This is a genomic window from Enterobacter cloacae complex sp. 677-3DZ2D5B, assembly GCF_004136695.1.
GTDB lineage: Bacteria > Pseudomonadota > Gammaproteobacteria > Enterobacterales > Enterobacteriaceae > Enterobacter > Enterobacter hormaechei_C.
This window is the reverse complement of sequence record NZ_QFLS01000007.1, coordinates 58,846-82,521: the sequence shown is the minus strand read 5'-3', so window position 1 is coordinate 82,521 and position 23,676 is coordinate 58,846. Positions and strand designations below refer to the sequence as shown.

The 23,676-nt window shown below is 55.8% G+C and carries 18 protein-coding genes; 11 read left to right on the top strand and 7 right to left on the bottom strand.

Going from position 1 to position 23,676, the window contains the following annotated elements; genetic code table 11:
- Positions 1–25: 25 nt before the first annotated feature.
- Positions 26–535 carry an Rrf2 family transcriptional regulator gene (locus DD597_RS11675; protein WP_015570482.1) on the bottom strand — a complete coding sequence of 170 codons (510 nt, stop codon included), beginning with the start codon at positions 533–535 and terminating at the stop codon, positions 26–28.
- 130 nt (positions 536–665) lie between these two features.
- Between DD597_RS11675 and DD597_RS11670 the strand changes: the two genes are divergently transcribed.
- On the top strand, positions 666–1,868 hold the full coding sequence (locus tag DD597_RS11670; protein ID WP_129256201.1) for an NAD(P)/FAD-dependent oxidoreductase: 1,203 nt from the start codon (positions 666–668) through the stop codon (positions 1,866–1,868).
- A gap of 38 nt (positions 1,869–1,906) precedes the next feature.
- Here the strand turns inward: DD597_RS11670 and araJ are convergent, their stop codons facing one another.
- Positions 1,907–3,082: an MFS transporter AraJ gene (araJ, locus tag DD597_RS11665; RefSeq protein ID WP_003857053.1), complete on the bottom strand. Its 1,176-nt coding sequence runs from the start codon at positions 3,080–3,082 to the stop codon at positions 1,907–1,909.
- 161 nt (positions 3,083–3,243) lie between these two features.
- On the opposite strand from araJ, the gene ppk2 reads away from it, so the two are divergent.
- Entirely contained in the window at positions 3,244–4,062 is an 819-nt protein-coding gene (gene ppk2, locus DD597_RS11660; protein WP_003857052.1) for a polyphosphate kinase 2, read from the top strand.
- Positions 4,063–4,121: 59 nt separating this feature from the next.
- On the opposite strand, the gene fdnI is transcribed toward ppk2, so the two are convergent.
- Genes fdnI through fdnG form a run of 3 tightly spaced genes read right to left on the bottom strand, consistent with a single transcriptional unit; the run spans position 4,122 to position 8,714 of the window.
- Entirely contained in the window at positions 4,122–4,778 is a 657-nt protein-coding gene (gene fdnI / locus DD597_RS11655) for a formate dehydrogenase-N subunit gamma (RefSeq protein WP_003857050.1), read from the bottom strand.
- Positions 4,771–5,655: a formate dehydrogenase subunit beta gene (gene fdxH / locus DD597_RS11650; protein ID WP_129256200.1), complete on the bottom strand. Its 885-nt coding sequence runs from the start codon at positions 5,653–5,655 to the stop codon at positions 4,771–4,773. Before fdxH ends, fdnI begins: the two co-directional genes overlap by 8 nt.
- 11 nt (positions 5,656–5,666) lie before the next feature.
- The gene (fdnG, locus tag DD597_RS11645; protein ID WP_086528405.1) at positions 5,667–8,714 is read right to left on the bottom strand and encodes a formate dehydrogenase-N subunit alpha; all 3,048 of its coding nucleotides are present in this window, start codon (positions 8,712–8,714) and stop codon (positions 5,667–5,669) included.
- A 220-nt stretch (positions 8,715–8,934) separates the two neighbouring features.
- On the opposite strand from fdnG, the gene yddG reads away from it, so the two are divergent.
- Positions 8,935–9,813, top strand: coding sequence for an aromatic amino acid DMT transporter YddG (yddG, locus tag DD597_RS11635; RefSeq protein WP_045346229.1), 879 nt, complete (start codon positions 8,935–8,937; stop codon positions 9,811–9,813).
- 628 nt (positions 9,814–10,441) lie between these two features.
- Positions 10,442–11,515: a porin OmpC gene (gene ompC, locus DD597_RS11630; RefSeq protein ID WP_003857040.1), complete on the top strand. Its 1,074-nt coding sequence runs from the start codon at positions 10,442–10,444 to the stop codon at positions 11,513–11,515.
- 45 nt (positions 11,516–11,560) lie between these two features.
- Here the strand turns inward: ompC and DD597_RS11625 are convergent, their stop codons facing one another.
- Complete coding sequence (locus DD597_RS11625) at positions 11,561–13,051, bottom strand: MFS transporter (RefSeq protein WP_003857038.1); 1,491 nt, start codon at positions 13,049–13,051, stop codon at positions 11,561–11,563.
- 116 nt (positions 13,052–13,167) lie between these two features.
- On the opposite strand from DD597_RS11625, the gene DD597_RS11620 reads away from it, so the two are divergent.
- The 6 genes from DD597_RS11620 to narI all read left to right on the top strand — a co-directional run bounded on the left by DD597_RS11620 (position 13,168) and on the right by narI (position 22,061).
- On the top strand, positions 13,168–13,743 hold the full coding sequence (locus DD597_RS11620; RefSeq protein WP_129256199.1) for a TetR family transcriptional regulator: 576 nt from the start codon (positions 13,168–13,170) through the stop codon (positions 13,741–13,743).
- A 211-nt stretch (positions 13,744–13,954) separates the two neighbouring features.
- Positions 13,955–15,340, top strand: coding sequence for a NarK family nitrate/nitrite MFS transporter (locus DD597_RS11615; RefSeq protein WP_003857034.1), 1,386 nt, complete (start codon positions 13,955–13,957; stop codon positions 15,338–15,340).
- A 67-nt stretch (positions 15,341–15,407) separates the two neighbouring features.
- On the top strand, positions 15,408–19,148 hold the full coding sequence (locus tag DD597_RS11610; protein ID WP_058663442.1) for a nitrate reductase subunit alpha: 3,741 nt from the start codon (positions 15,408–15,410) through the stop codon (positions 19,146–19,148).
- Entirely contained in the window at positions 19,145–20,689 is a 1,545-nt protein-coding gene (narH, locus tag DD597_RS11605; RefSeq protein WP_129256198.1) for a nitrate reductase subunit beta, read from the top strand. The genes DD597_RS11610 and narH overlap by 4 nt, the downstream gene beginning before the upstream one ends.
- The gene (gene narW, locus DD597_RS11600; protein WP_023324683.1) at positions 20,689–21,384 is read left to right on the top strand and encodes a nitrate reductase molybdenum cofactor assembly chaperone; all 696 of its coding nucleotides are present in this window, start codon (positions 20,689–20,691) and stop codon (positions 21,382–21,384) included. Before narH ends, narW begins: the two co-directional genes overlap by 1 nt.
- Entirely contained in the window at positions 21,381–22,061 is a 681-nt protein-coding gene (narI, locus tag DD597_RS11595; protein WP_003857027.1) for a respiratory nitrate reductase subunit gamma, read from the top strand. The genes narW and narI overlap by 4 nt, the downstream gene beginning before the upstream one ends.
- A 79-nt stretch (positions 22,062–22,140) precedes the next feature.
- Here narI and nhoA read toward each other — a convergent pair whose 3' ends face one another.
- The gene (gene nhoA / locus DD597_RS11590) at positions 22,141–22,986 is read right to left on the bottom strand and encodes an N-hydroxyarylamine O-acetyltransferase (RefSeq protein WP_003857025.1); all 846 of its coding nucleotides are present in this window, start codon (positions 22,984–22,986) and stop codon (positions 22,141–22,143) included.
- A 105-nt stretch (positions 22,987–23,091) separates the two neighbouring features.
- On the opposite strand from nhoA, the gene DD597_RS11585 reads away from it, so the two are divergent.
- Complete coding sequence (locus DD597_RS11585) at positions 23,092–23,664, top strand: flavin reductase family protein (protein ID WP_003857024.1); 573 nt, start codon at positions 23,092–23,094, stop codon at positions 23,662–23,664.
- The last annotated feature ends 12 nt before the right edge of the window (positions 23,665–23,676 follow it).

Below are 23,676 nucleotides of genomic sequence, written 5' to 3'. Positions count from 1 at the left end.
TAGCGGCTTTGCCCTGCCCGGCTTTTCACGTGGACGAACGGCGATCGGAAATCCACTCCTGAACCTCGATCTGGAACGTGTCAGGCGCTTTTCGATACATCTTCCGCGCCAGATCCAGGATGGTATGGCGCCCTAACTCCTCTTCCATCCGCTGCTGCGCGCTGTCCATGACCGAGCGCACCCCACACGGGCCGTCACAGACCCAGGCAGGTGGCGTTTCATCAAACACCGCCAGGCGCTGACGCACTTCCCGACACTCAAACATATTCTTCTCGCCGTCGATGGCGTGCGCCACGTCCAGCACGCTGATCAGCTCGGCCGGACGCGCCAGCCGGAAGCCTCCCCCTTTGCCTTCGGTGCTGATAACCAGCCCCGCGCGTGATAAACGGGTGAAGATTTTTCCAAGATAGTCGTACGGCACGCCCTGCAAGGCCGCCATCTCCCGGACGCTCATCTCACGTTCATTGCCTTTTGCATCCACCATACACATCAGGCTATGAATGCCATATTCCACACCAGAACTGTAAAACGCCATGGCTCACTCCGGGTCATTGTTCGCTGCATTATAACGATTTTTAACTCAGAAAGAAGTTGTCGCAGTTAACTCCGACAAGTATAGTGGCAGTTATGTCAGACATACAGCCTGACGCACTAAAGGATCGAGTATGAAAAAGCAGATTTTAATTGTGGGTAGTGGGTTTTCCGGTATGTGGGCTGCGGTCAGCGCCGCGCGCCTTTCTGCTCTGGAGGGTAACAATAGCCTCGGCATTGCCGTGCTGGCCCCTGTTGCGGAGCTACGCGTTCGCCCACGCTTTTATGAAGAGAACGTGTCGATGATGGTCGCACCTCTGACCGAACTGTTTGCTGAGTTGGGCATTACCTTTATTGCGGGCGAAGCACAACTTATTGATACCTCGTCTAAAACCGTTTTATATCGCGATTCAAACGGCGCGATTGCTGAAGTCGCCTGGGAACGTCTGATCCTCGCAACCGGTAGCCAGACTAAACGCCCCCCAATTGCCGGTCTGGCTGAATACGCCTTTGATATCGACCAACTCGACTCCGCCAGGTTATTCGAGCAACATCTTGATTCGCTGGTTTCGCGCCCCTCCACCCCGGAGCGTAATACCGTGGTCGTGTGTGGCGGCGGCTTTACCGGCATCGAGCTGGCAACGGAACTCCCTGCCCGGCTCCGCACTCGCTTCGGCGCCAATACAAAGACTAAAGTAATCGTAGTTGAAAGGGGTGCAACCATTGGCGGGCGTTACAGCGAGGCGCTGAGAAACACCATTGAAGAAGCAAGCAGCGCGCTGGGCGTTGAATGGCTTTTAAACAGTGAAGTTGAAGCCATCGATGCCAGCGGCGTAACGCTGAAAAACGGAGAACGCATTGCCAGCGCCACTGTAGTGTGGACGGCAGGGGTAGAAGCTAACCCCCTCAGCCTGCAAATTGACGGGGAACGCGACACTCAGGGACGCCTTATCGTCACCGACACATTGCAGGTTCCTGCGCATCCGGAGGTTTACGTGACGGGTGATATGGCGCATGCCAAAACGGACGATGTGGGCAACACGGCGCTGATGACCTGCCAGCACGCGATCCAGTTGGGGAAATTCGCCGGACACAACGCGGCGGCCAGCCTGTTAAATGTGGAGCCGTACCCTTACCGTCAGGTGAACTACGTTACCTGTCTGGATTTGGGTAGCTGGGGCGCGGTATACACCGAGGGCTGGGACCAGCGCATTAAATCCGTGCGCGAGGAAGGCAAAAAGATCAAAGTCGCCATCACCAACGAACTGATTTACCCGCCAGCAGCAGACAAAGCGGTTGCTTTTGCCGCCGCTGACCCGCTGGCGAAATTCGTGTAGTCCACTCCAGCACCGCGACCAGCGGGCAACATGTGGAATCAGGCCAGCGCTCCTGCGTTGGCCTGACGCTTTTTGGCACATAAATAACCATACATCAACAGAGAGGTCATCGCTGAGAAGGATAAGATCGCTGCCGGCAGCGTGACATAACTCCAGCTAAAGCCGAGCGTAATCATCATTCCACCGAAATACGCGCCAATTGCGCTGCCGAGGTTAAACGCCATTTGTCCGCCTGCGGCCCCCAGCATCTCGCCGCCTTTCGCATTTTGCAGCAGCAGAATTTGCAGCGGCGCAGAGAGCGCAAACAGCCCGGCGCAGCACACGAATCCCATTACCAGTGAAGCTGTTTTAAGCTCGCCAAAGGCGAACAACGCCAGCAGCGAAGCCACAATCACCAGGTCGGTGGTGGCAGCAATGCGCAGCGGGCTAAAGCGCGACGACAGCTTGCCGCTGAAGACATTTCCCAGCACCATGCCCAGCCCCATCAGCATCATGATCGCGGTCATCACGCCCTCGGAAAAGCCTGACACGTTGACCATAAACGGCTTCACGAAGCTAAACCAGGCAAACACCCCGGCATTGCCAAACATCGTAGCGGCAAAAATCAACCACGGTTCCGGTTTCTTCAGGAAATGGAATTGTTCTGTCAGCCGGGTGGTTGTCGTGTCGTGAATGTCTGGCACCCACAGCAGAACAGACAGGATCACCAGCGCGTCAAAGACCGCAATCAAAAAGAAGGTGTAACGCCAGTTAAATTCATGTCCCAGCCACGTCCCGAGTGGCACGCCAAGCAGGTTGGCAACGGTCATCCCGGCAATCATCCCGGCCACAGCGACCGTCACTTTACCCGGCGGTGCGATTTTTGACAGGATTATCGCCCCCACACCGAAAATCGCGCCATGCGGAAAACCAGAGATTAAGCGCCCCGCCGCCAGCCCCACGTAGGAGTCAGAGAAGGTAAAGAGTGTGTTACCAACGACGCACATCGCCACCAGAAACAGCAGCGTTGTTTTCAGCGAAAATTTGCTGGAGAACAGCGCCACAATCGGCGCGCCGATCACCACGCCAAAAGCGTAAAACGAAATCATATTTCCGGCAGAGGGAATTGAAATGCCCGTATCATGGGCCAGTTCTGTCAGCACGCCCATGATGCCAAATTCAGCCATCCCCAGGCCAAAGGTAGCCAGTGCTAACGAAAAAATTGTCTTTTTCATACCGCGACCACTGTTAAAAAATACGCAGCGTGCATTATTGATTAAACTTGTATGGTGAACCAGTTCAAATCAGCTTTCTGACACATTAATCCATTCATTCAGGCCGATGACACGCTTAGTACGGCCTCGATCCCGCGACCGGACCCATAGGGAGACCCGCCATGGTCAGTAAGAAGAAAACCCGTGTTGTTGATGATGTCGTTAAAAACGCGCCGCTCAAAACCAAAACGTACGAGCAAGAGCTGCGCCGCCTCCATGTTGAACTGGTTAAGCTCCAGCAATGGGTGGTCGCCAAAGGGTTAAAAGTCTGTATTGTTTTTGAAGGGCGAGACGGCGCCGGTAAAGGCGGCGTCATCAAAGCCATCACCGAACGCGTCAGCCCCCGGGTGTTTCGCGTTGTTGCGTTACCGGCCCCCACCGATAAAGAGAAAAGTCAGCTCTATTTTCAGCGTTACGTTCCTCATCTGCCCTCTGCCGGGGAAATCGTTATTTTTGACCGCAGCTGGTACAACCGCGCGGGGGTGGAAAAAGTAATGGGTTTCTGTACTGAAGAGCAGGCCGAAAAATTTCTTGATGGAACGCCGGTAATGGAAAAAGCGATGGTCGATGCCGGGATCATATTGTTGAAATACTGGCTTGAAGTAACGCCAAAAGAGCAGGAACGCCGCCTGCGCGATCGCATTAATGATGGTCGCAAGATCTGGAAGCTTTCTCCAATGGACATAAAATCTTTTAATCTGTGGGATGAATATACCCTCGCCCGTGACGCGATGTTTAAAGCGACCGACACCGCCTGGGCGCCGTGGTTTGTGGCGCGCTCAGAAGATAAAAAACGGGTGCGGCTGAATATTATTTCGCATCTGCTTTCACAGATCCCCTATAAAGAAATTCACGTAGACAAAGTGGATTTACCGAAACGCAAGATCGGCAAAGTGAAGCCTACAAAATATCCCTTCCGGTATATTGCAGAGCGATTTTGATACGGGGAAGCAGGCCAGCACAAGCGCAGCGCCGCCGGACAATGCCGACGGCGCAAGGTTTACTTCAACCCTTCCGAACTCTCTTTTTGCGCTTCAAGACGCTCAACGTCGCGGTACCAGCGCGGATGGTGCTTCTGCGCCCAGCGGCGGCTCACCTTCCCTTCAATCATGCCTTTAATCGATCCTTTCACCCAGAAGGCCATATACATATGGATCAGAATGGCGTGGATCAGAATAATGGCCGAGGTCGCGTGGATCAGCAGCGCATAACGCACTACCTGAATCGGGAAATAGTGCGCAAAATACGGACGCCAGATGATGACCCCGGTCACCAGCAGCACAAAAATCATGCTCATGATGGTCCAGAACATCATCTTCTGCCCGGCGTTGTATTTCCCCACCTTCGCGACTTTATGCTCGTTGCCTTTCAGAACCTCAACAATCCCTTTTAGCCACGGAATATCCTGCTTGTCAGGGATATTGTGATGAACAAAACGCACGAACATAAACATCAGCACCACGAAAATCAGCACGCCGAAGAACGGATGCAGAATGCGCCCCATCTGCGGTGTCCCGAAGGTTTCCGTGAGCCACTGTAGCGTCGGGAAGAAGAACGATATGCCGGATACCGCCACCAGGAAGAAGCAGATGACTACCGTCCAGTGACAGGCGCGATCGACAAATTTTGTGCGCACTATCATTTTCGACTTACTCATGATGCTCCTCCTCGTCGTCATCCACCTCTTTATTCGGCCCGATACCGATGTAGTGATAAATCAGCCCGGCAAAGGTGGCGATAAAGCCCGCCGCTGAAAGCGGTTTAAGCGCCCCTTTCCACAGGTTGATTGATGTATCGATCGCCGGATCTTTCGGCAGATTATGATACAGCTCCGGCAGGTCATTGTGGTGCAGAACATACATGACGTGCGTACCGCCCACGCCCTGCGGGTTATAAATCCCGGCCTTGTCATAGCCGCGCGCTTTGAGCTTATCCACCCGCTGCTGCGCCACTTCCAGCATCTCTTTTTTGGTGCCGAAGTGGATCGCCCCGGTAGGACAGGTCTTCACGCAGGCAGGCTCCTGGCCGACGCTGACGCGATCGACGCACAGCGTGCATTTATAGACCCGGTTATCCTCTTTATTGAGTCGCGGGATATTAAACGGACAACCCGCAATACAGTAACCGCAGCCGATGCAGTTATCCTGCTGGAAGTCGACGATCCCGTTGGCGTACTGAATGATTGCCCCGGCAGACGGGCATGCCTTCAGGCAGCCCGGATCTTCACAGTGCATACAGCCGTCTTTACGGATCAGCCACTCCAGCTTGCCGTTCTGGTCGGTTTCGCTAAAGCGCATCACCGTCCAGGACTTGGCGCTCAGATCAGCAGGATTGTCATAGACCCCAACGCAATGCCCCACCTCGTCGCGGATATCGTTCCACTCCGAGCAGGCCACCTGGCAGGCCTTACAGCCCACGCAGGAAGAGACATCGATCAGCTTGGCGACTTCTGCCTTGTAGTCCCGCGCACGAGGCGCGGGCGTTATCGGGTTGGTCGCGGAGCGTTTAATAATGTCTTGTGTTTCCATCGCCATTTAATCGCTCCTTACGCTTTCTCGATGTTGACCAGAAACGCTTTATACTCCGGCGTTTGCGAGTTGGAATCGCCGACGTTTGGCGTCAGGGTATTGGCGATGTAGCCTTTCTGCGCTACCCCTTCAAAGCCCCAGTGCAGCGGTATACCGACCGTTTCCACCTGCTGGCCGTGCACGTTCAGCGTTTGCAGACGACGGGTGACCACCGCCACCGCGCGAATAAAGCCGCGCTTGCTGCTGACCTTCACGCGATCGCCATTGGCAATGCCTTTCGCCTTCGCCAGGGTTTCGCTTATCTCCACAAACTGTTCCGGCTGCGCGATGGCGTTAAGCCGCGCGTGCTTGGTCCAGGTATGGAAATGCTCGGTCAGGCGGTAGGTGGTGCCGACATACGGGAACTTGTCCTTTTTACCTAAACGCAGCACGTCGTCTTCATAGATGCGTACCACCGGACTGGAGACCACATTCGGGTGCAGCGGGTTAGTGCCGAGCGGCGTTTCCATCGGCTCGTAGTGTTCAGGGAACGGCCCTTCCGCCAGTTTGTCGATAGCAAACAGACGTCCCAGCCCTTCCGGCTGCATGATAAACGGCCCGGTGTTGCTACCCGGCGCGGCGGTGTTGAAGTCCGGGATATCGTTCCCCGTCCACTTCGTGCCGTTCCACTCGATCAGCATGCGTTTCGGATCCCACGGCTTACCGTTCACGTCTGCGGAGGCACGGTTGTACAGTACGCGGCGGTTTAACGGCCACGCCCATGCCCAGCCCAGGGTGTTACCCAGGCCTGACGGATCGGCGTTATCGCGGTTGGCCATCTGGTTACCCTGCTCAGTCCAGCTGCCGGTGTAGATCCAGCAGGACGAGGCGGTGGTACCGTCGTCACGCAACAGCGCGAAGCTATTGAGCAACTGGCCTTTCTTCGCCACCAGATTGCCGTTGGCATCGTACAGGTCGGCCAGCGCCACGCCGTTGTTCTCTTTTGCCACCTCTTCGGACTCAGGATGATCCGGCTGCTTGTAGTTCCAGCTCATCTTCAGAAGCGGCTCAGCGCCTTTGCCGCCTTCTGTGCGGTACATCTCGCGCAGACGATGGTAAATCCCGGCCAGAATTTCGCCGTCATTACGCGCTTCACCTGGCGCATCCTGACCTTTCCAGTGCCACTGTAGCCAGCGGCCAGAGTTGGCAATAGAACCGTCCTCTTCCGCAAAACAGGTCGATGGCAGGCGGAACACCTCGGTCTGAATGGATGCCGGATCGACATCGTTTGATTCACCGTGGTTCTGCCAGAACGTAGACGTTTCGGTGACCAGCGGATCGATAACCACCATGTACTTCAGCTTGCTCAGGCTGCGAACGACTTTGTTTTTATCCGGGAATGACGCCACCGGGTTAAAGCCCTGGCAGATATACCCCGTGACGTCGCCCTTATCCATCATATTGAAATACTTGATGACATCGTAAGCCTGGTCCCATTTCGGCAACCACTCAAAGCCCCAGTCATTCTCTTTCTGCGCCGCGTCGCCGTAGAACGATTTCATCAGACTGACGGCAAACTTCGGATAGTTACTCCAGTAGTTCACCTGGTCCGGACGCGTCGCTTTTGGCGTGTTGGCGTCAAGCCAGCTTTGCCAGTCGGTCTGCTTCTCGGACGGCAGGGTCAGGTAACCCGGCAGGCTGGTCGACAGCAGGCCTAGGTCGGTTAAGCCCTGAATGTTAGAGTGCCCGCGCAGGGCGTTCACGCCGCCACCGGCCATCCCCATGTTGCCGAGCAGCAGCTGGATCATCGCCATGGTGCGAATGTTCTGCGCGCCCACGGTATGCTGCGTCCAGCCCAGCGCGTACAGGAAAGTAGTGGTTCTGTCGGCGGCACTGGTGGAGGCCAGCACTTCACACACTTTCAGGAAGTCCGCTTTCGGCGTACCGCAGATGTTTTCCACCACGTCCGGCGTATAGCGGGAAACGTGCTGTTTCAGCAAGTTCCACACGCAGCGCGGATCGCTCAGGGTCTCATCGCGTTTCGCGTAGCCGTTTTCGTCGAACTGATAGTTCCAGGATGATTTATCGTACTGACGTTTCTCGGCGTCATAGCCGCTGAACAGACCATCTTCGAAAGCGAAATCTTCCCGCACCAGCAGGCTGGCATTGGTGTAATGCTTAACGTATTCCGCGTTAATCTTATTGTTTTCGATCAGGTACAACAGTACGCCGGAAAGGAACGTAATATCCGTACCGGAGCGGATCGGCGCATAGATATCAGCCACCGATGCCGTACGCGTAAAGCGTGGATCGACGACAATCAGCGTCGCATCGTTGTTGTTTTTCGCTTCCATCGCCCAGCGGAACCCCACCGGATGGGCTTCAGCGGCGTTACCGCCCATAACCACCACGACGTTTGCGTTTTTGATATCAACCCAGTGGTTGGTCATCGCACCGCGACCAAATGTTGGAGCAAGACTTGCTACCGTTGGTCCGTGTCAGACGCGCGCCTGGTTATCAACCGCCAGCATGCCGAGGGAGCGCACAAATTTTTGCGTCAGCATGCCGGTCTCATTACTTGCCGCAGAGGCACACAGCATCCCGGTGGAGGTCCAGCGGTTTACCGTGATGCCCTGCTCGTTCTTCTCAATAAAATTGGCGTCGCGATCCGCTTTCATCAGTTTTGCAATTCGGGAGAAAGCGTCGTCCCAGGAGATACGCTGCCATTTGTCAGACCCCGGCGCACGATATTCCGGGTAGCGCAGACGGTTTTCACTGTGGACGTAGTCCAGCAGCCCCGCCCCTTTCGGGCAAAGCGCCCCGCGGCTCACCGGATGGTCCGGGTCCCCTTCAATATGATAAATCGCTTCTTTGGCGTTCTTCGCGCCATCACCCAGGCTATACATTAATAGCCCACAACCCACGGAGCAGTATGTGCAGGTGTTACGGATCTCTTTCGCGCGCAGCAGTTTATAGTTGCGTGCCTGAGCCAGCGCCATTTTGGGAGCGAATCCCAGCATCGCGGCTGTTGTTCCGGCCATACCGCCCGCGCAGATTTTAAAAAATTGTCTGCGGCTGACGTCCATTGTTGTCCTCGTTATCTGATAAGACTTCGCGCGGCAAACTAACAGCAAAGCCCCTTTTTTTATTGCGTCAAATCAAGGTCGCTATACTTAGCCCCCCAAATAGTCACCGCTGGTACGATTTGCTACTCTTTTCGGGGTATCTCCCCCGTAGAAAATTCGCCAGGTGTAGCGGATAGATGCTATAAGTTTTCCCTTTGATTTTTTGAAGACTGGCAGGGTAATGGACAGAAAAAGAGCAACGCTGACAGGCCTGGCGGCCATATTGCTGTGGAGCACCATGGTGGGTCTCATCCGCAGCGTCAGTGAAGGACTGGGCCCGGTGGGCGGCGCGGCGATGATTTACACCGTCAGCGGGCTGCTGTGTTTGGTAACGGCGGGTTTTCCCGATCTTCGGCGTTTTTCCAGGCGCTATCTTCTTGCGGGCAGCATCCTGTTTGTCAGCTATGAGATGTGCCTGGCCCTGTCGCTGGGATATGCCGCGACGCGCTCACAGGCGATTGAAGTCGGTATGGTCAATTATCTGTGGCCAAGCCTGACGATTGCCTTCGCGATTTTGTTCAACGGGCAAAAATCCACCCTGTGGGTCATCCCTGGGCTTCTCATCTCGCTGTTGGGGGTGTGCTGGGTTTTAGGTGGCGAAAACGGTCTGCAACTGAATGACATCATGCAGAACGTCGTTTCAAGTCCGCTGAGTTATGGGCTGGCGTTTGCTGGCGCTTTTATCTGGGCCGCCTACTGCACCGTCACCAGCAAGTATGCCAAAGGGCAAAATGGCATTACCCTTTTCGTCCTGCTGACCGCCCTGAGCCTGTGGGTCAAATATGCCGTCAGCGATCAGCCCGAAATGGTGTTCAGCGTCCCGGTTGTGGTGAAGCTATTGATGTGTGGGGTTGCGCTTGGCTTTGGCTACGCCGCCTGGAATATCGGTATTCTTCACGGTAACGTCACGGTGCTTGCGGCTGTCTCTTATTTCACGCCCGTTCTTTCCGCCGCGCTGGCGGCTATTGTGCTGAGCTCTCCACTTTCATTCTCATTCTGGCAAGGGGCATTAATGGTGTGCGCCGGATCGTTACTGTGCTGGTATGCCACCCGCAAATAGTATTTTTATTTTTTGCCGGGTACCCAATATGCCCGGCACAAAATTAACAATTTTTTAATATGTGATCACACCCTCGAATATAATTAGTAACATTCGAGACAACTAAAATTTCTGTATAGAATGCCCACAGATAGCCAGAGCCGTTGTGGAAGTTGACATAAACTGACAACGCAGGTAATTAGTTCAGCGCCAATATTACCCCGCTATATAGCACAAAGTGCAATAGTTTATTTCTGAACATTTCACTCAGAAAACAGACATTGGCTCACCGAAAAAATTCATAATCCGCTGTTTTACAAGATGTTATCGCGCCCCACACGTTGATACTCTCTGTCAAATTCCTTTAATTCCCCCGAAAAACTAAAACGTCCGACAATTATTTACAGCCATATTATCGTGCTTTGTTAATAATCAATTTATGTCTATATATTAACCTGATTGAGCGATTTAAGGGTAATTTACCCGATCAGGATCACACTAATTGAAATTATCTTTAATATTTTGAAACTTATTATTGAAAGCAGTCTACGGAATTTTAAAAATAGTCTGCCATTGACGATAAGCCTCGTTTAAAAATCGCTCAGATGGCTTAGGAAATACCTAAATAAAATTATAAGGATTATTTAAGATGAAACTTAAATTAGTTGCAGTGGCAGTGACTTCCATGTTGGCAGCTGGCGTTGTTAACGCGGCTGAAGTTTTTAACAAAGACGGTAACAAACTGGATCTGTACGGCAAAGTTACTGGTCTGCACTATTTTTCTGATGATGCTGGTAGCGACGGCGACAAAACGTATGTTCGTCTGGGCTTCAAAGGTGAAACTCAGATCAACGATCAGCTGACCGGATACGGCCAGTGGGAATATGAGTTCAAGGGCAATCGCTCCGAAGCTCAGGGTTCCGACGGCAACAAAACCCGTCTGGCCTACGCTGGTCTGAAATTCGATGAATTCGGTTCCTTCGACTACGGTCGTAACTACGGTGTGGCTTATGACATCGGCGCGTGGACTGACGTTCTGCCAGAGTTCGGTGGCGATACCTGGACGCAGACTGATGGCTTCATGACCGGCCGTACCACTGGCGTTGCAACCTACCGTAACACCGACTTCTTTGGTCTGGTTGACGGCCTGAACGTGGCTGCTCAGTACCAGGGTAAAAACGACCGTTCAGAGATCACCGAATCCAACGGTGACGGCTGGGGTCTGTCTTCTACCTATGAATTCGACGGCTTCGGTGTGGGTGCGACCTACGCGAAATCTGACCGTACTGACCGTCAGGTTCGTGCTGCAAGCAACCTGAACGCCGGTGGCGAAAACGCAGAAGTCTGGGCTGCTGGCCTGAAGTACGATGCGAACAACATCTACCTGGCAACCACCTACTCTGAAACCCGCAACATGACGGCGTTCGGTAACGGTCACGTTGCCAACAAAGCGCAGAACTTCGAAGTTGTGGCGCAGTACCAGTTCGACTTCGGTCTGCGTCCATCCATCGCTTACCTGAAATCCAAAGGTAAAGACATCGGTTCTTATGGCGACCAGGATCTGGTTGAATACGTTGACGTTGGCGCGAGCTACTACTTCAACAAAAACATGTCCACCTACGTTGATTACAAAATCAACCTCGTGGATGACAGCCAGTTCACCAAAGATGCCAAAGTGGCTACCGACAACATCGTGGCTGTAGGTCTGACCTACCAGTTCTAAGATCTGTTAGTTCAAAAGGCCAGCCCTCGCGGCTGGCCTTTTTTATTACTGCTGCCCTCCGACCTTCGCCAGACTAAACCAGATCCCGACCGCCAGAATCAGCAGCATACCTCCCGCACTGCCCAGGGCCACGCTGTGCGAGGTGATGAACGCAGTTTTCGCCGCCGTCATCACCGGCTCGGCCAGTGACGGCGTCAGCTCCTGCGCCACCTTCATCGCTTCACCGATGGACGACGAGGCTTTATCGGTCAGCGACGCGCTCAGCCCCTGCGGCAGTACAATAGACGCCGAAAAGCTGCGGGTTAACAGCAAACCGAAAATGGCGATCCCCAGACCAGCGCCCAGCTCGTAGGACATGGTTTCGATCGCGCCTGCGGCGGCCGCTTTCTCTTTCGGCGCGGCAGCCATGATCGCTGACGTCGATGCCAGCAGTGCGCTGGCGGCACTGAAGCCCAACAGCACCATTAGGCTCCACGCCTGCCACTGTTGGGTGCTGAAATCAAGCATCGACAGGCCGATAAAACTGACTGCGCTTAGCCCCATGCCTCCGGCCGCGACAATGCGCAGCCCCAGACGCCCGACCAGCACACCCGCGATCGGCCCGCTAAATCCGCTCGCCACCATCACCGGCAGCATAAATATCCCTGCTTCAAACGGCGTAAAACCATGCACAAACTGCAACTCCTGCGCCATCAGCAGTTCAAAGCCCACCAGCGCAATCATGGCGGTCATCGCCATGACCACGCCGCTTAAAATAATGCGATGGCAAAACAGACGCATGTCGATCATCGGTACGCGCGCGCGCAGCTGGATACGGACGAAGATAAACAGCATCACCGCCCCGGTAAGCAGCGTAATGGTCACCATCCACGGCGACAGCACCCCTTTCAGGGCGGTTTTGGCGCTATAGACCAGCAGTAAAATCGCCACAATTAGCATAATGGCATGGCTGATATTGAGCGGCTGCTCGGGCCGGCCCTGCTGAGCAGGCACAAAGCGCGCAGCAAGCGAAACCACCATCAGCACGATCGGCACGTTAATCAGGAACACCGACCCCCAGTAAAAGTGCTCCAGCAGCATGCCGCCAATCAGCGGGCCAAACGCCGCGCCGCCCGACCCAACGGCAGCCCAGACGCCGAGGGCGATATTACGGTGCCGCGCATCAATAAACAGCGTGCGGATCCCTGCAAGCGTAGCCGGAATAATCATCGCCGCGCCAATCGCCAGCGACGCGCGGGCGGCAATCAGCCAGCCCGCGGACGGCGCAAAAGCCGCCGCTAACGATGACAGGCCAAACAGCACGCTGCCGATCATCAGCAGGCGCTTAAAACCTATGCGATCGCCCAGCGCGCCCATCGGCAGCACCATCCCCGCCATCACCAGCGAGTAAATATCAATAATCCACAACAATTCGTTGCCGCTGGCACCCAGCGTCATGCTCAATGTTGGCGCCGCCACGTGCAGCACCGTCGCGTCAATCGCCACCGGGATATATACCAGCACGATAATCACTAACGCTAACCACTGACGAAACATAAATTTCCTTTTCAGTTAAAAATTGGACACATGTCCAGATTGCGATCCTACGTAAAGTTGAACACTTGTCCAGCTCTTTGTTACACTCGTTTCGTTGCCATTGAGAGTGAGAAATTATGCGTTATCTGAGCAAGGACGAGCGGCGGGAAGAGATCCTCCAGGCCGCGATGCGCGTGGCGCTGACCGAAGGATTCGCTGCAATGACCGTGCGCCGCATCGCCACCGAAGCGGGCGTCGCCACCGGGCAGTTGCATCACCACTTTGCGTCGGCGGGCGAGCTTAAGTCGCTGGCGTTTGTCCGGCTAATCCGCGATTTGCTGGATGCTGAAATCGTTGGCGAAAACGCTGGCTGGCGCGAGCGCCTGCATGCCATGCTCGGCAGCGATGACGGCGGGTTTGAGCCCTACATTCGGCTGTGGCGAGAGGCGCAAATTCTCGCCAGCCGGGATAGCGATATTACAGGCGCCTACGTTTTGACTATGGAGATGTGGCACCAGGAAACGGTTGCGATTATCAGGGCCGGGGCGGAGGCCAACGCCTTTACGCTTGCTGACCAGCCGGAAAATATCGCCTGGCGTTTAATTGGTCTGGTATGTGGCCTGGATGGCATATACGTATTAAATATGCCTGAAATGGACGACGCGGCCTTTAATAAGCATCTGGATAAACTTATCTCCCTCGAATTGTTTTAATACTCCCATCGGGGTATTAATTTCCGCAAAAAGTTACAATTAGTAACACATAAAGCGAACCCAGATTCCCATTCCAAACTCAGGGATTCGCTTTTTTATCTATCCTTTCAGATGTATCCCATAACATCCAATAATTCCTACAAGCTACCGACAGGTATCTTTCTGTTTTTATTTAATTTTTTCTCTCCACTTGGGTAAGCAAGAGGGTGATATGTCACATCAAAGCGAGAAGAGTAACCAGCATCTGTTGAGTAACTGGAAACCGGAAAATGCGCAATTTTGGGAGAATAAAGGGAAACATATCGCACGAAGAAACCTATGGATTTCCGTGGCGTGTTTGCTTCTCGCGTTTTGTGTCTGGATGTTGTTTAGCGCTATTGCGGTAAACCTTAATAAGGTCGGATTTAATTTCAGCACCGATCAGCTTTTTATGCTAACGGCATTACCTTCTCTCTCCGGCGCGATATTGCGTGTCCCCTACTCTTTTATGGTGCCGATATTTGGCGGGCGTTACTGGACCGTGTTAAGCACCGTTATCCTGGTCGTACCCTGTGTCTGGCTTGGGATCGCCATCCAGAATACCGCCACGCCTTACTGGGTCTTTATCATCATTGCACTGCTGTGCGGTTTTGCCGGCGCCAACTTCGCTTCCAGCATGGGAAACATCAGTTTCTTCTTCCCGAAAGCCAGACAGGGCAGCGCGCTGGGCATTAACGGCGGGCTGGGTAACCTGGGTGTGAGCGTGATGCAGCTGGTTGCGCCGCTGGTGATTTTCCTGCCGATGTTTACCTTTCTCGGCGTTCACGGCGTCCCCCAGGAGGATGGCTCGACGATGTGGCTGGCGAACGCGGCGTGGATCTGGGCGCCGCTGCTGATTCTGGCCACCCTTGCGGCGTTTTTTGGCATGAACGACATCGCCAGCTCGAAAGCATCCATTGCCAGCCAGCTTCCGGTACTTAAGCGCTTTCACCTCTGGCTGCTGAGCCTGCTTTATCTGGCAACCTTCGGCTCGTTTATCGGTTTCTCGGCAGGCTTTGCCATGCTGTCGAAAACCCAGTTTCCGGACGTAAATATCCTCCACCTCGCCTTCTTTGGTCCGCTGATTGGCGCCCTGGCGCGTTCGGCTGGCGGGATGATTTCAGACAGGCTGGGCGGCGTACGGGTGACGCTGATCAACTTCGTCTTTATGGCCATCTTTAGCGCCCTGATTTTCCTGACACTCCCCGGGTCTGGTTCAGGCAGTTTTATCGCCTTCTATCTGGTCTTTATGGGCCTGTTTCTGACCGCAGGCCTGGGCAGCGGCTCGACCTTCCAGATGATCGCGATTATCTTTCGCCAAATCACCCTCGACCGCGTAAAAAAACAGGGCGGGAGCGACGAACAGGCACAGCATGAAGCGGTGACCGAAACGGCTGCCGCGCTGGGCTTTATCTCTGCCATCGGTGCGGTAGGCGGGTTCTTTATTCCCAAAGCCTTTGGCACATCCCTGGCGATGACCGGATCCCCGGTGGGCGCCATGAAAGTCTTCCTCGTGTTTTACATCGTCTGCGTACTCGTCACCTGGCTGGTGTACGGCCGCAAATCCTCACAAAAATAATAACTACATCTTCGCCGGAGCGTGATGCCTCACCCTCCGGCCATGCTATCGAAGCAGGAGAAATGTCATGAGCAAACTGTTGGACCGCTTCCGTTACTTCAAAACAAAAGGCGACAGTTTCGCCGATGGGCACGGGCAGGTGTACCACACCAACCGCGACTGGGAGGACAGCTACCGTCAACGCTGGCAGTTCGATAAAATTGTGCGATCCACCCACGGCGTTAACTGCACCGGCTCCTGTAGCTGGAAGATTTATGTCAAAAATGGCCTGGTGACCTGGGAAACCCAGCAGACCGACTACCCGCGTACCCGCCCTGACCTGCCTAACCACGAACCACGCGGCTGCCCGCGCGGCGCAAGCTACTCCTGGTATCTCTACAGCGCCAACCGCCTGAAATACCCGCTGGTGCGCCGTCGGCTGATCGAACTCTGGCGCGAGGCGCTGGCGCAGCATACCGATCCGGTGCTGGCCTGGGACGCCATTCAGAACGATCCGCAGAAAGCGCAGAGCTACAGGAAGGCGCGCGGTAAAGGCGGTTTTATCCGCTCAAACTGGAAAGAGCTTAACCAGCTGATTGCTGCCGCCAACGTCTGGACCATCAAAAACTACGGCCCGGATCGGGTAGCCGGTTTTTCCCCCATCCCGGCCATGTCGATGGTCTCTTATGCCGCCGGTACGCGCTATCTCTCCCTGCTCGGCGGCACCTGCCTGAGCTTCTATGACTGGTATTGCGATCTGCCTCCGGCGTCGCCGATGACCTGGGGCGAACAGACCGACGTGCCGGAATCGGCGGACTGGTACAACTCCAGCTATATCATTGCCTGGGGCTCGAACGTGCCGCAGACGCGTACCCCCGACGCCCACTTCTTTACCGAAGTGCGTTACAAAGGCACCAAGACCGTCGCCATTACGCCGGACTTCTCGGAGGTGGCAAAGCTCAGCGACCAATGGCTGGCCCCCAAACAGGGTACCGACAGCGCCCTTGCCATGGCGATGGGGCATGTGATCCTCAAAGAGTTCCATCTTGATAACCCGAGCGATTACTTCCTCAACTATTGCCGCCGCTACACCGACATGCCGATGCTGGTTCTGCTGGATGAACAGGCTGACGGTCGCGTGGTGCCGGGCCGCATGCTGCGTGCATCGGATCTGGCCGACGGGCTGGGTGAAACCAATAATCCGGAGTGGAAAACCATCGCCTTTGACGTGGCCGGAAATCTGGTGGCGCCGAATGGTTCCATCGGCTTCCGCTGGGGTGAAAAAGGCAAATGGAACCTGGAGTCGCTGGCCGCGGGACAGGAAACCGAGCTGACGCTTTCCCTGCTCATCACCCACGACAGCGTGGCAGACGTGGCCTTCCCTTACTTCGGGGGCAACGAGAACCCGCATTTCCGCAGCGTGAAGCAGGAGCCGGTGCTGACGCGCCGAGTACCGAGTAAAACCCTGACGCTGGCCGACGGCAGCCAGAGACGCGTGGTTAGCGTGTACGATCTGGTGCTCGCAAACTACGGCCTCGATCGCGGTCTGGAAGACAGTAACGCGGCGACAAACTACGCCGAGATAAAAGCCTACACCCCGGCCTGGGGCGAACAAATTACCGGCGTCCCCGCTTATCTGATAGAAAAAATCGCCCGTGAATTTGCCGACACGGCGCATAAGACCCACGGACGGTCGATGATCATTCTCGGGGCCGGTGTGAACCACTGGTACCACATGGACATGAACTACCGCGGGATGATCAACATGCTGGTCTTCTGCGGCTGCGTCGGGCAGAGCGGCGGCGGCTGGTCGCACTATGTCGGCCAGGAAAAGCTGCGCCCGCAAACCGGCTGGCTGCCGCTGGCCTTCGCGCTGGACTGGAACCGTCCGCCGCGCCAGATGAACAGCACATCGTACTTTTACAACCACGCCAGCCAGTGGCGCTATGAGAAGCTCACCGCAAGGGAATTGCTTTCTCCCCTTGCAGACGCATCGAAGTTTACCGGTCATCTGATTGATTTCAACGTCCGCGCCGAGCGTATGGGCTGGCTCCCTTCCGCGCCGCAGCTCAACCTCAACCCGCTGCACGTGAAAGCTCGCGCCGACGCCGCCGGGATGTCGCCGCAGGATTACACAGTACAGGCGTTAAAATCGGGTGATATTCGCTTCGCCTGCGAACAGCCGGACAACGGCAAGAACCACCCGCGCAACCTGTTCGTCTGGCGTTCTAACCTGCTCGGTTCGTCCGGGAAAGGCCATGAATACATGCTGAAATACCTGCTTGGCACCGAGAGCGGTATTCAGGGTGAGGATTTAGGCTCAACGGACGATGTGAAGCCTGAGGAAGTGGAATGGCAAACCGCCGCCATTGAGGGCAAGCTGGATCTGCTGGTGACGCTTGATTTCCGTATGTCCAGCACCTGCCTGTTCTCGGATATCGTCCTGCCCACCGCCACCTGGTATGAAAAAGACGATATGAATACCTCGGACATGCATCCGTTTATTCACCCGCTCTCCGCCGCCGTTGACCCGGCGTGGGAGTCCCGCAGCGACTGGGAGATTTACAAGGGCATCGCCAAAGTCTTCTCTGAAGTGTGCGTCGGACATCTCGGCACCGAAACTGACGTGGTGCTACAGCCGCTACAGCATGACTCCCCGGGGGAGCTGTCGCAGCCTTTTGATATTCTGGACTGGCGCAAAGGCGAGTGCGATCTGATCCCCGGCAAAACCGCGCCAAACATTGCAGTCGTCGAGCGCAACTATCCGGAAACCTACGAGCGCTTTACGGCGCTTGGCCCGCTGCTGGACACGCTCGGCAACGGCGGAAAAGGCATATCGTGGAACACCCAGAATGAGGTCGATTTCCTCGGCAAGCTCAACTACGTCAAGCCCGACGGCCCGGCGAAAGGCCGTCCGCGCATCGAGACCGCCATTGATGCTTCAGAGGTGATCCTCGCCCTTGCCCCGGAAACTAACGGTCAGGTCGCGGTCAAAGCCTGGGAAGCCCTCGGCGAACTGACCGGGCGCGATCACACCCATCTGGCGCTGAACAAAGAAGACGAGAAAATCCGCTTCCGCGATATTCAGGCGCAGCCGCGCAAAATTATCTCCAGCCCAACGTGGTCCGGCCTTGAGAGCGAGCACGTGTCGTATAACGCAGGCTATACCAACGTTCACGAGCTGATCCCGTGGCGCACGATTTCCGGCCGCCAGCAGCTGTATCAGGATCATGCCTGGATGCGCGCCTTCGGTGAAAGTCTGGTGGCCTATCGTCCACCGATTGATACACGCAGCGTCACCCATATGCGCGAGATCCCGCCGAACGGCTACCCTGAAAAAGCGCTTAACTTTCTGACGCCGCACCAGAAATGGGGCATTCACTCCACCTACAGCGAAAACCTGCTGATGCAGACCCTGTCGCGCGGCGGGCCCATCGTCTGGATCAGCGAAACCGACGCGCGCGAGCTGGGCATTGAGGACAATGACTGGATTGAAGCCTTCAACGCCAACGGCGCCCTCACCGCCCGCGCGGTGGTCAGCCAGCGCGTGCCACCGGGCATGACCATGATGTACCACGCTCAGGAGCGAATCCTGAACATTCCGGGTTCAGAAGTAACCGGACGGCGCGGCGGGATCCACAACTCGGTTACCCGCGTCTGCCCGAAACCGACCCACATGATCGGCGGCTACGCGCAGCTGGCGTACAGCTTCAACTATTACGGCACCGTCGGCTCGAACCGCGACGAGTTCATCATGATCCGCAAAATGAAAAACATTAACTGGCTGGACGGCGAAGGTCGGGATCAGGTACAGGAGGCGAAAAAATGAAAATACGCTCACAGGTTGGCATGGTACTGAATCTCGATAAATGCATTGGCTGCCACACCTGCTCGGTCACCTGTAAGAACGTCTGGACCGGGCGCGAAGGGATGGAGTACGCGTGGTTTAATAACGTCGAAACCAAACCCGGCATCGGCTATCCGAAAAACTGGGAAGATCAGGATGAGTGGCAAGGCGGCTGGATCCGCGGAATTCACGGCAAGCTGACCCCACGCCTCGGCGGAAAAATGGGCGTCCTGTCGAAGATTTTCGCTAACCCCGCCCTGCCGCAGATTGACGATTACTATGAACCTTTCACCTTCGATTACCAGGATCTGCACCGCGCCCCGGAGGGAGACCACCTCCCCACCGCCCGCCCACGTTCGCTGATCGACGGCAAGCGAATGGATAAAATCAAATGGGGGCCCAACTGGGAGGAGCTGCTGGGCGGCGAGTTCGAAAAACGCGCCCGCGATCGAAACTTTCAGAAGATCCAGAAAGAGATGTACGGCCAGTTCGAAAACACCTTCATGATGTACCTGCCGCGCCTGTGCGAGCACTGCCTGAACCCGAGCTGCGTCGCCACCTGCCCGAGCGGTGCGATTTACAAACGCGAAGAGGACGGCATTGTGCTGATCGACCAGGACAAATGCCGCGGCTGGCGTCTGTGCATTAGCGGCTGTCCGTACAAAAAAATCTACTTCAACTGGAAAAGCGGCAAGTCAGAGAAGTGCATCTTCTGCTATCCGCGCATCGAGTCCGGCCAGCCGACTGTCTGCTCGGAAACCTGCGTCGGACGCATCCGCTATCTCGGGGTGCTGCTGTATGACGCAGACCGCATTGAAGAGGCGGCCAGCACCGAGCATGAAACCGATCTGTATGAGCGCCAGTGCGACGTGTTCCTTAACCCGAACGATCCGGCGGTGATAGAAGAAGCGCTGAAACAGGGTATTCCGCAGAACGTCATCGACGCAGCGCAGCGTTCCCCGGTTTACAAAATGGCGATGGACTGGAAGCTCGCCCTGCCGCTACACCCGGAATACCGCACCCTGCCGATGGTCTGGTATGTGCCGCCGCTGTCACCGATTCAGTCCTACGCGGACGCGGGTGGTCTGCCGCAGAGCGACGGCGTACTGCCTGCGGTAGAAAGCCTGCGCATCCCGGTGCAATACCTGGCAAACATGCTCAGCGCGGGCGATACCGGCCCGGTGCTGCGCGCCCTGAAGCGCATGATGGCGATGCGCCACTACAAACGCTCCCAGACCGTGGAAGGCGTGACCGATACCCGCGCCATTGAGGAAGTGGGCCTGACCGAAGCGCAGGTTGAGGAGATGTACCGCTATCTGGCGATTGCCAACTACGAAGACCGCTTCGTGATCCCCACCAGCCACCGCGAAATGGCACGCGACGCTTTCCCGGAGAAAAACGGCTGCGGCTTCACCTTCGGCGACGGCTGTCACGGCTCCGACACAAAATTCAACCTCTTCAACAGCAGCCGCATCGACGCGATCAACATCACCGAAGTGCGCGATCACGGGGAGGGAGAGTAATGCAAATCCTCAAAATCATCGCGCTGCTCATTGAGTATCCCGATGAGCTGCTGTGGGAAAACCGTGACGAAGCGCTTTCCCTGGTGGAACAGGATGCGCCCATGCTGCTGCCGTTTGCGCAGCAGCACCTGAGCGCCCCGCTGCTGGATAAGCAGGCCGAATGGTGTGAAGTCTTCGAGCGGGGACGCGCAACGTCGCTGCTGCTGTTCGAGCACGTTCACGCCGAGTCACGCGATCGCGGTCAGGCGATGGTCGACCTGATGAGCCAGTATGAGAAAGCCGGGCTGGAGCTGGATTGCCGCGAGCTGCCGGACTATCTGCCGCTCTATCTGGAATATCTCAGTATCGTCAGCGACGACGAGGCACGTGAAGGGCTGCAAAACGTCGCGCCTATACTGGCGCTGATTGGAGGCCGCCTGAAACAGCGCGAGGTCGCGCATTACCAGCTGTTTGACGCCCTGCTGTCGCTGGCGGAAACACGGCTTTCCAGCGACAGCGTGGCGAAACAGGTGTCCGGTGAAATACGGGATGATACCCGTCAGGCGCTGGACGCCGTGTGGGAAGAGGAACAGGTCAAGTTTATCGAAGACAACGCCACATCGTGCGACAGTTCGCCGATGCAGCAATATCAACGACGCTTTAGCCAGGACGTCGCGCCGCAGTACGTGGACGTCAGCGCCGGAGGCCCAAAATGACTCATTACCTGAACGTGTTTTTCTATGACATTTATCCGTACATCTGCGCCACCGTCTTTTTCCTTGGCAGCTGGCTGCGCTACGACTACGGGCAGTACACCTGGCGCGCCTCGTCGAGCCAGATGCTCAGCAAGCGCGGGATGAACTGGGCTTCGAACCTGTTTCATATCGGCATTCTGGGGATCTTCTTCGGGCACCTGTTCGGCATGTTAACCCCGCACTGGATGTACGCCTGGTTTTTACCCATCGCGGTTAAACAGCAGTTAGCCATGATTGCGGGGGGTATTTGCGGGGTGCTAACGCTGATTGGCGGCTCTATGCTGCTGATCCGCCGCCTGTTCAACCAGCGGGTGCGCGCCACGTCCACCACGCCGGATATTATCATCATGAGTATCCTGCTGCTTCAGTGCATCCTTGGGCTGTCGACCATTCCTTTCTCCGCCCAGTATCCTGACGGAAGCGAGATGATGAAGCTGGTCGGCTGGGCGCAGGGGATCGTGACGTTTAAGGGAGGCTCGTCGGAAATGCTGAGCGGCGTCGCGCCGATCTTCCGCGTGCATCTGGTGCTGGGGATGACGATCTTCCTTATCTTCCCGTTCACCCGCCTGGTGCACGTGTGGAGCGCGCCGTTTGAGTATTTTACCCGTCGCTATCAGGTTGTGAGATCGCGCCGTTGATTTTGTCGGGTGGCGGCTACGCCTTATTCCACCTACGTTCACACTCCCGTAGGCCCGGTAAGGCGTAGCCGCCACCGGGCTATTTCCCCGCCTGCGGATGCGTATCAAACCCCGCCATCACGGCCGTCAGCTCTGCCAGGGTAAAGCCGTGCTTCGGGTCATCAACGCCCAGGCCAAACCGCGCCTGCATCAGCTGATACAGCGCCTCCGCATCCGGCAAATGGATCTGCTCTTCCACATGACCGTTCTGCCAGTGGGTAAAATTAAAGTTGGTCAGCGTTAGCTTGCCCCCGTCCGGCAGGTGGCGACACATCAGCAGGTGATGACGGAAATGGGACTGCGGCCAGTGCGCCGACCAGAAGTTTCCCATCACGTAATCGTTGAAGTACTGGGTCGCCAGGTCAAAATGGTACATCGACTGCCAGTGGTCGTGATGGCGGAATTGCAGTATCCAGTCGTTACCCTCGCTCAGCAAACGATAACGCCCGTGCGGGGTTTCCTGTTCCTCGTTGGCGATCAAACGAATCGGCGCCGTCAGCGTTTGTCCGCCAAATCCCACATCGGCGATCCAGCGCTCGCCGTTCAGCTCAACCAGCAGCAACCGGTGCGTACGCGGCGGCATCTGCGACGGATTGGCCAGCACAACCCGCCCCAGCACGCTGCGCACCGTAAACCCGACTTCGCGCAATACCCGCTCAAACAAGCCGTTTTGCTCGAAGCAATACCCCCCTCGACGTGCGGTGACCAGTTTATCCACCAGACACCCGTCGTCCAGATGGATTTCCCGCGGCAAAACGACGTCGATATTTTCGAAGGGGATCGCGCAGTTATGGTGTAAATGCAGCCCCCGCAGGGTATCGATATTAACCTGTACGGGCTGCTGCCAGCCCGTGCGGGCAAAATAAGCACTCAGAAATGGGGACATGATTTGCTCCAGGAGGTGATATCCCCTGTTTATAAACTATTTTCCCTTTTGCATATGCGTAAAAGTGCTTTTTCGTCATACTCATCGTGTACACGAGGAGATCCTATGAGCCACTTTCGCCCTGTTGAATTACGTCACGCCAGCCGCCTTCTGAATCACGGTCCAACCGTGCTCATCACCAGCCGGGATGAGACCATCGATCGTCGCAATGTCATGGCCGCCGCATGGTCTATGCCGGTGGAATTTGAACCCCCGCGTATCGCGATTGTGGTAGACAAAAGCGCGTGGTCACGGGAGTTGATCGAACGCAGCGGGAAATTCGGCATTGTGATCCCCGGCGTGGCGGCAGCCAACTGGACCTGGGCGGTCGGCAGCGTCAGCGGGCGCGACGAGGATAAATTTAACTGCTACGGGATCCCGGTTATTTATGGCCCTGAGCTTGACCTGCCGGTTATAGAAGAGAAATGTCTGGCTTGGATGGAGTGCCGGTTATTACCTGTCACCTCTGCGGCAGAGAAATATGACACTCTGTTTGGCGAAGTGGTTTCCGCCGCGGCGGATGAACGCGCATTTGTCGCCGGACGCTGGCAGTTTGACGGGGATAAGCTGAATACGCTGCATCATCTGGGAGCGGGTACGTTTGTCGCGAGCGGGAAAATGGTGAAGGCGCTGGAATGATTTTTTAATTAT

Bases quoted from the DNA above. Each gene is read 5' to 3' on its own strand.
- DD597_RS11675 (WP_015570482.1), bottom strand. From the start codon at position 535: ATGGCGTTTTACAGTTCTGGTGTGGAATATGGCATTCATAGCCTGATG.
- DD597_RS11670 (WP_129256201.1), top strand. From the start codon at position 666: ATGAAAAAGCAGATTTTAATTGTGGGTAGTGGGTTTTCCGGTATGTGG.
- araJ (WP_003857053.1), bottom strand. From the start codon at position 3,082: ATGAAAAAGACAATTTTTTCGTTAGCACTGGCTACCTTTGGCCTGGGG.
- ppk2 (WP_003857052.1), top strand. From the start codon at position 3,244: ATGGTCAGTAAGAAGAAAACCCGTGTTGTTGATGATGTCGTTAAAAAC.
- fdnI (WP_003857050.1), bottom strand. From the start codon at position 4,778: ATGAGTAAGTCGAAAATGATAGTGCGCACAAAATTTGTCGATCGCGCC.
- fdxH (WP_129256200.1), bottom strand. From the start codon at position 5,655: ATGGCGATGGAAACACAAGACATTATTAAACGCTCCGCGACCAACCCG.
- yddG (WP_045346229.1), top strand. From the start codon at position 8,935: ATGGACAGAAAAAGAGCAACGCTGACAGGCCTGGCGGCCATATTGCTG.
- ompC (WP_003857040.1), top strand. From the start codon at position 10,442: ATGAAACTTAAATTAGTTGCAGTGGCAGTGACTTCCATGTTGGCAGCT.
- DD597_RS11625 (WP_003857038.1), bottom strand. From the start codon at position 13,051: ATGTTTCGTCAGTGGTTAGCGTTAGTGATTATCGTGCTGGTATATATC.
- DD597_RS11620 (WP_129256199.1), top strand. From the start codon at position 13,168: ATGCGTTATCTGAGCAAGGACGAGCGGCGGGAAGAGATCCTCCAGGCC.
- DD597_RS11615 (WP_003857034.1), top strand. From the start codon at position 13,955: ATGTCACATCAAAGCGAGAAGAGTAACCAGCATCTGTTGAGTAACTGG.
- DD597_RS11610 (WP_058663442.1), top strand. From the start codon at position 15,408: ATGAGCAAACTGTTGGACCGCTTCCGTTACTTCAAAACAAAAGGCGAC.
- narH (WP_129256198.1), top strand. From the start codon at position 19,145: ATGAAAATACGCTCACAGGTTGGCATGGTACTGAATCTCGATAAATGC.
- narW (WP_023324683.1), top strand. From the start codon at position 20,689: ATGCAAATCCTCAAAATCATCGCGCTGCTCATTGAGTATCCCGATGAG.
- narI (WP_003857027.1), top strand. From the start codon at position 21,381: ATGACTCATTACCTGAACGTGTTTTTCTATGACATTTATCCGTACATC.
- nhoA (WP_003857025.1), bottom strand. From the start codon at position 22,986: ATGTCCCCATTTCTGAGTGCTTATTTTGCCCGCACGGGCTGGCAGCAG.
- DD597_RS11585 (WP_003857024.1), top strand. From the start codon at position 23,092: ATGAGCCACTTTCGCCCTGTTGAATTACGTCACGCCAGCCGCCTTCTG.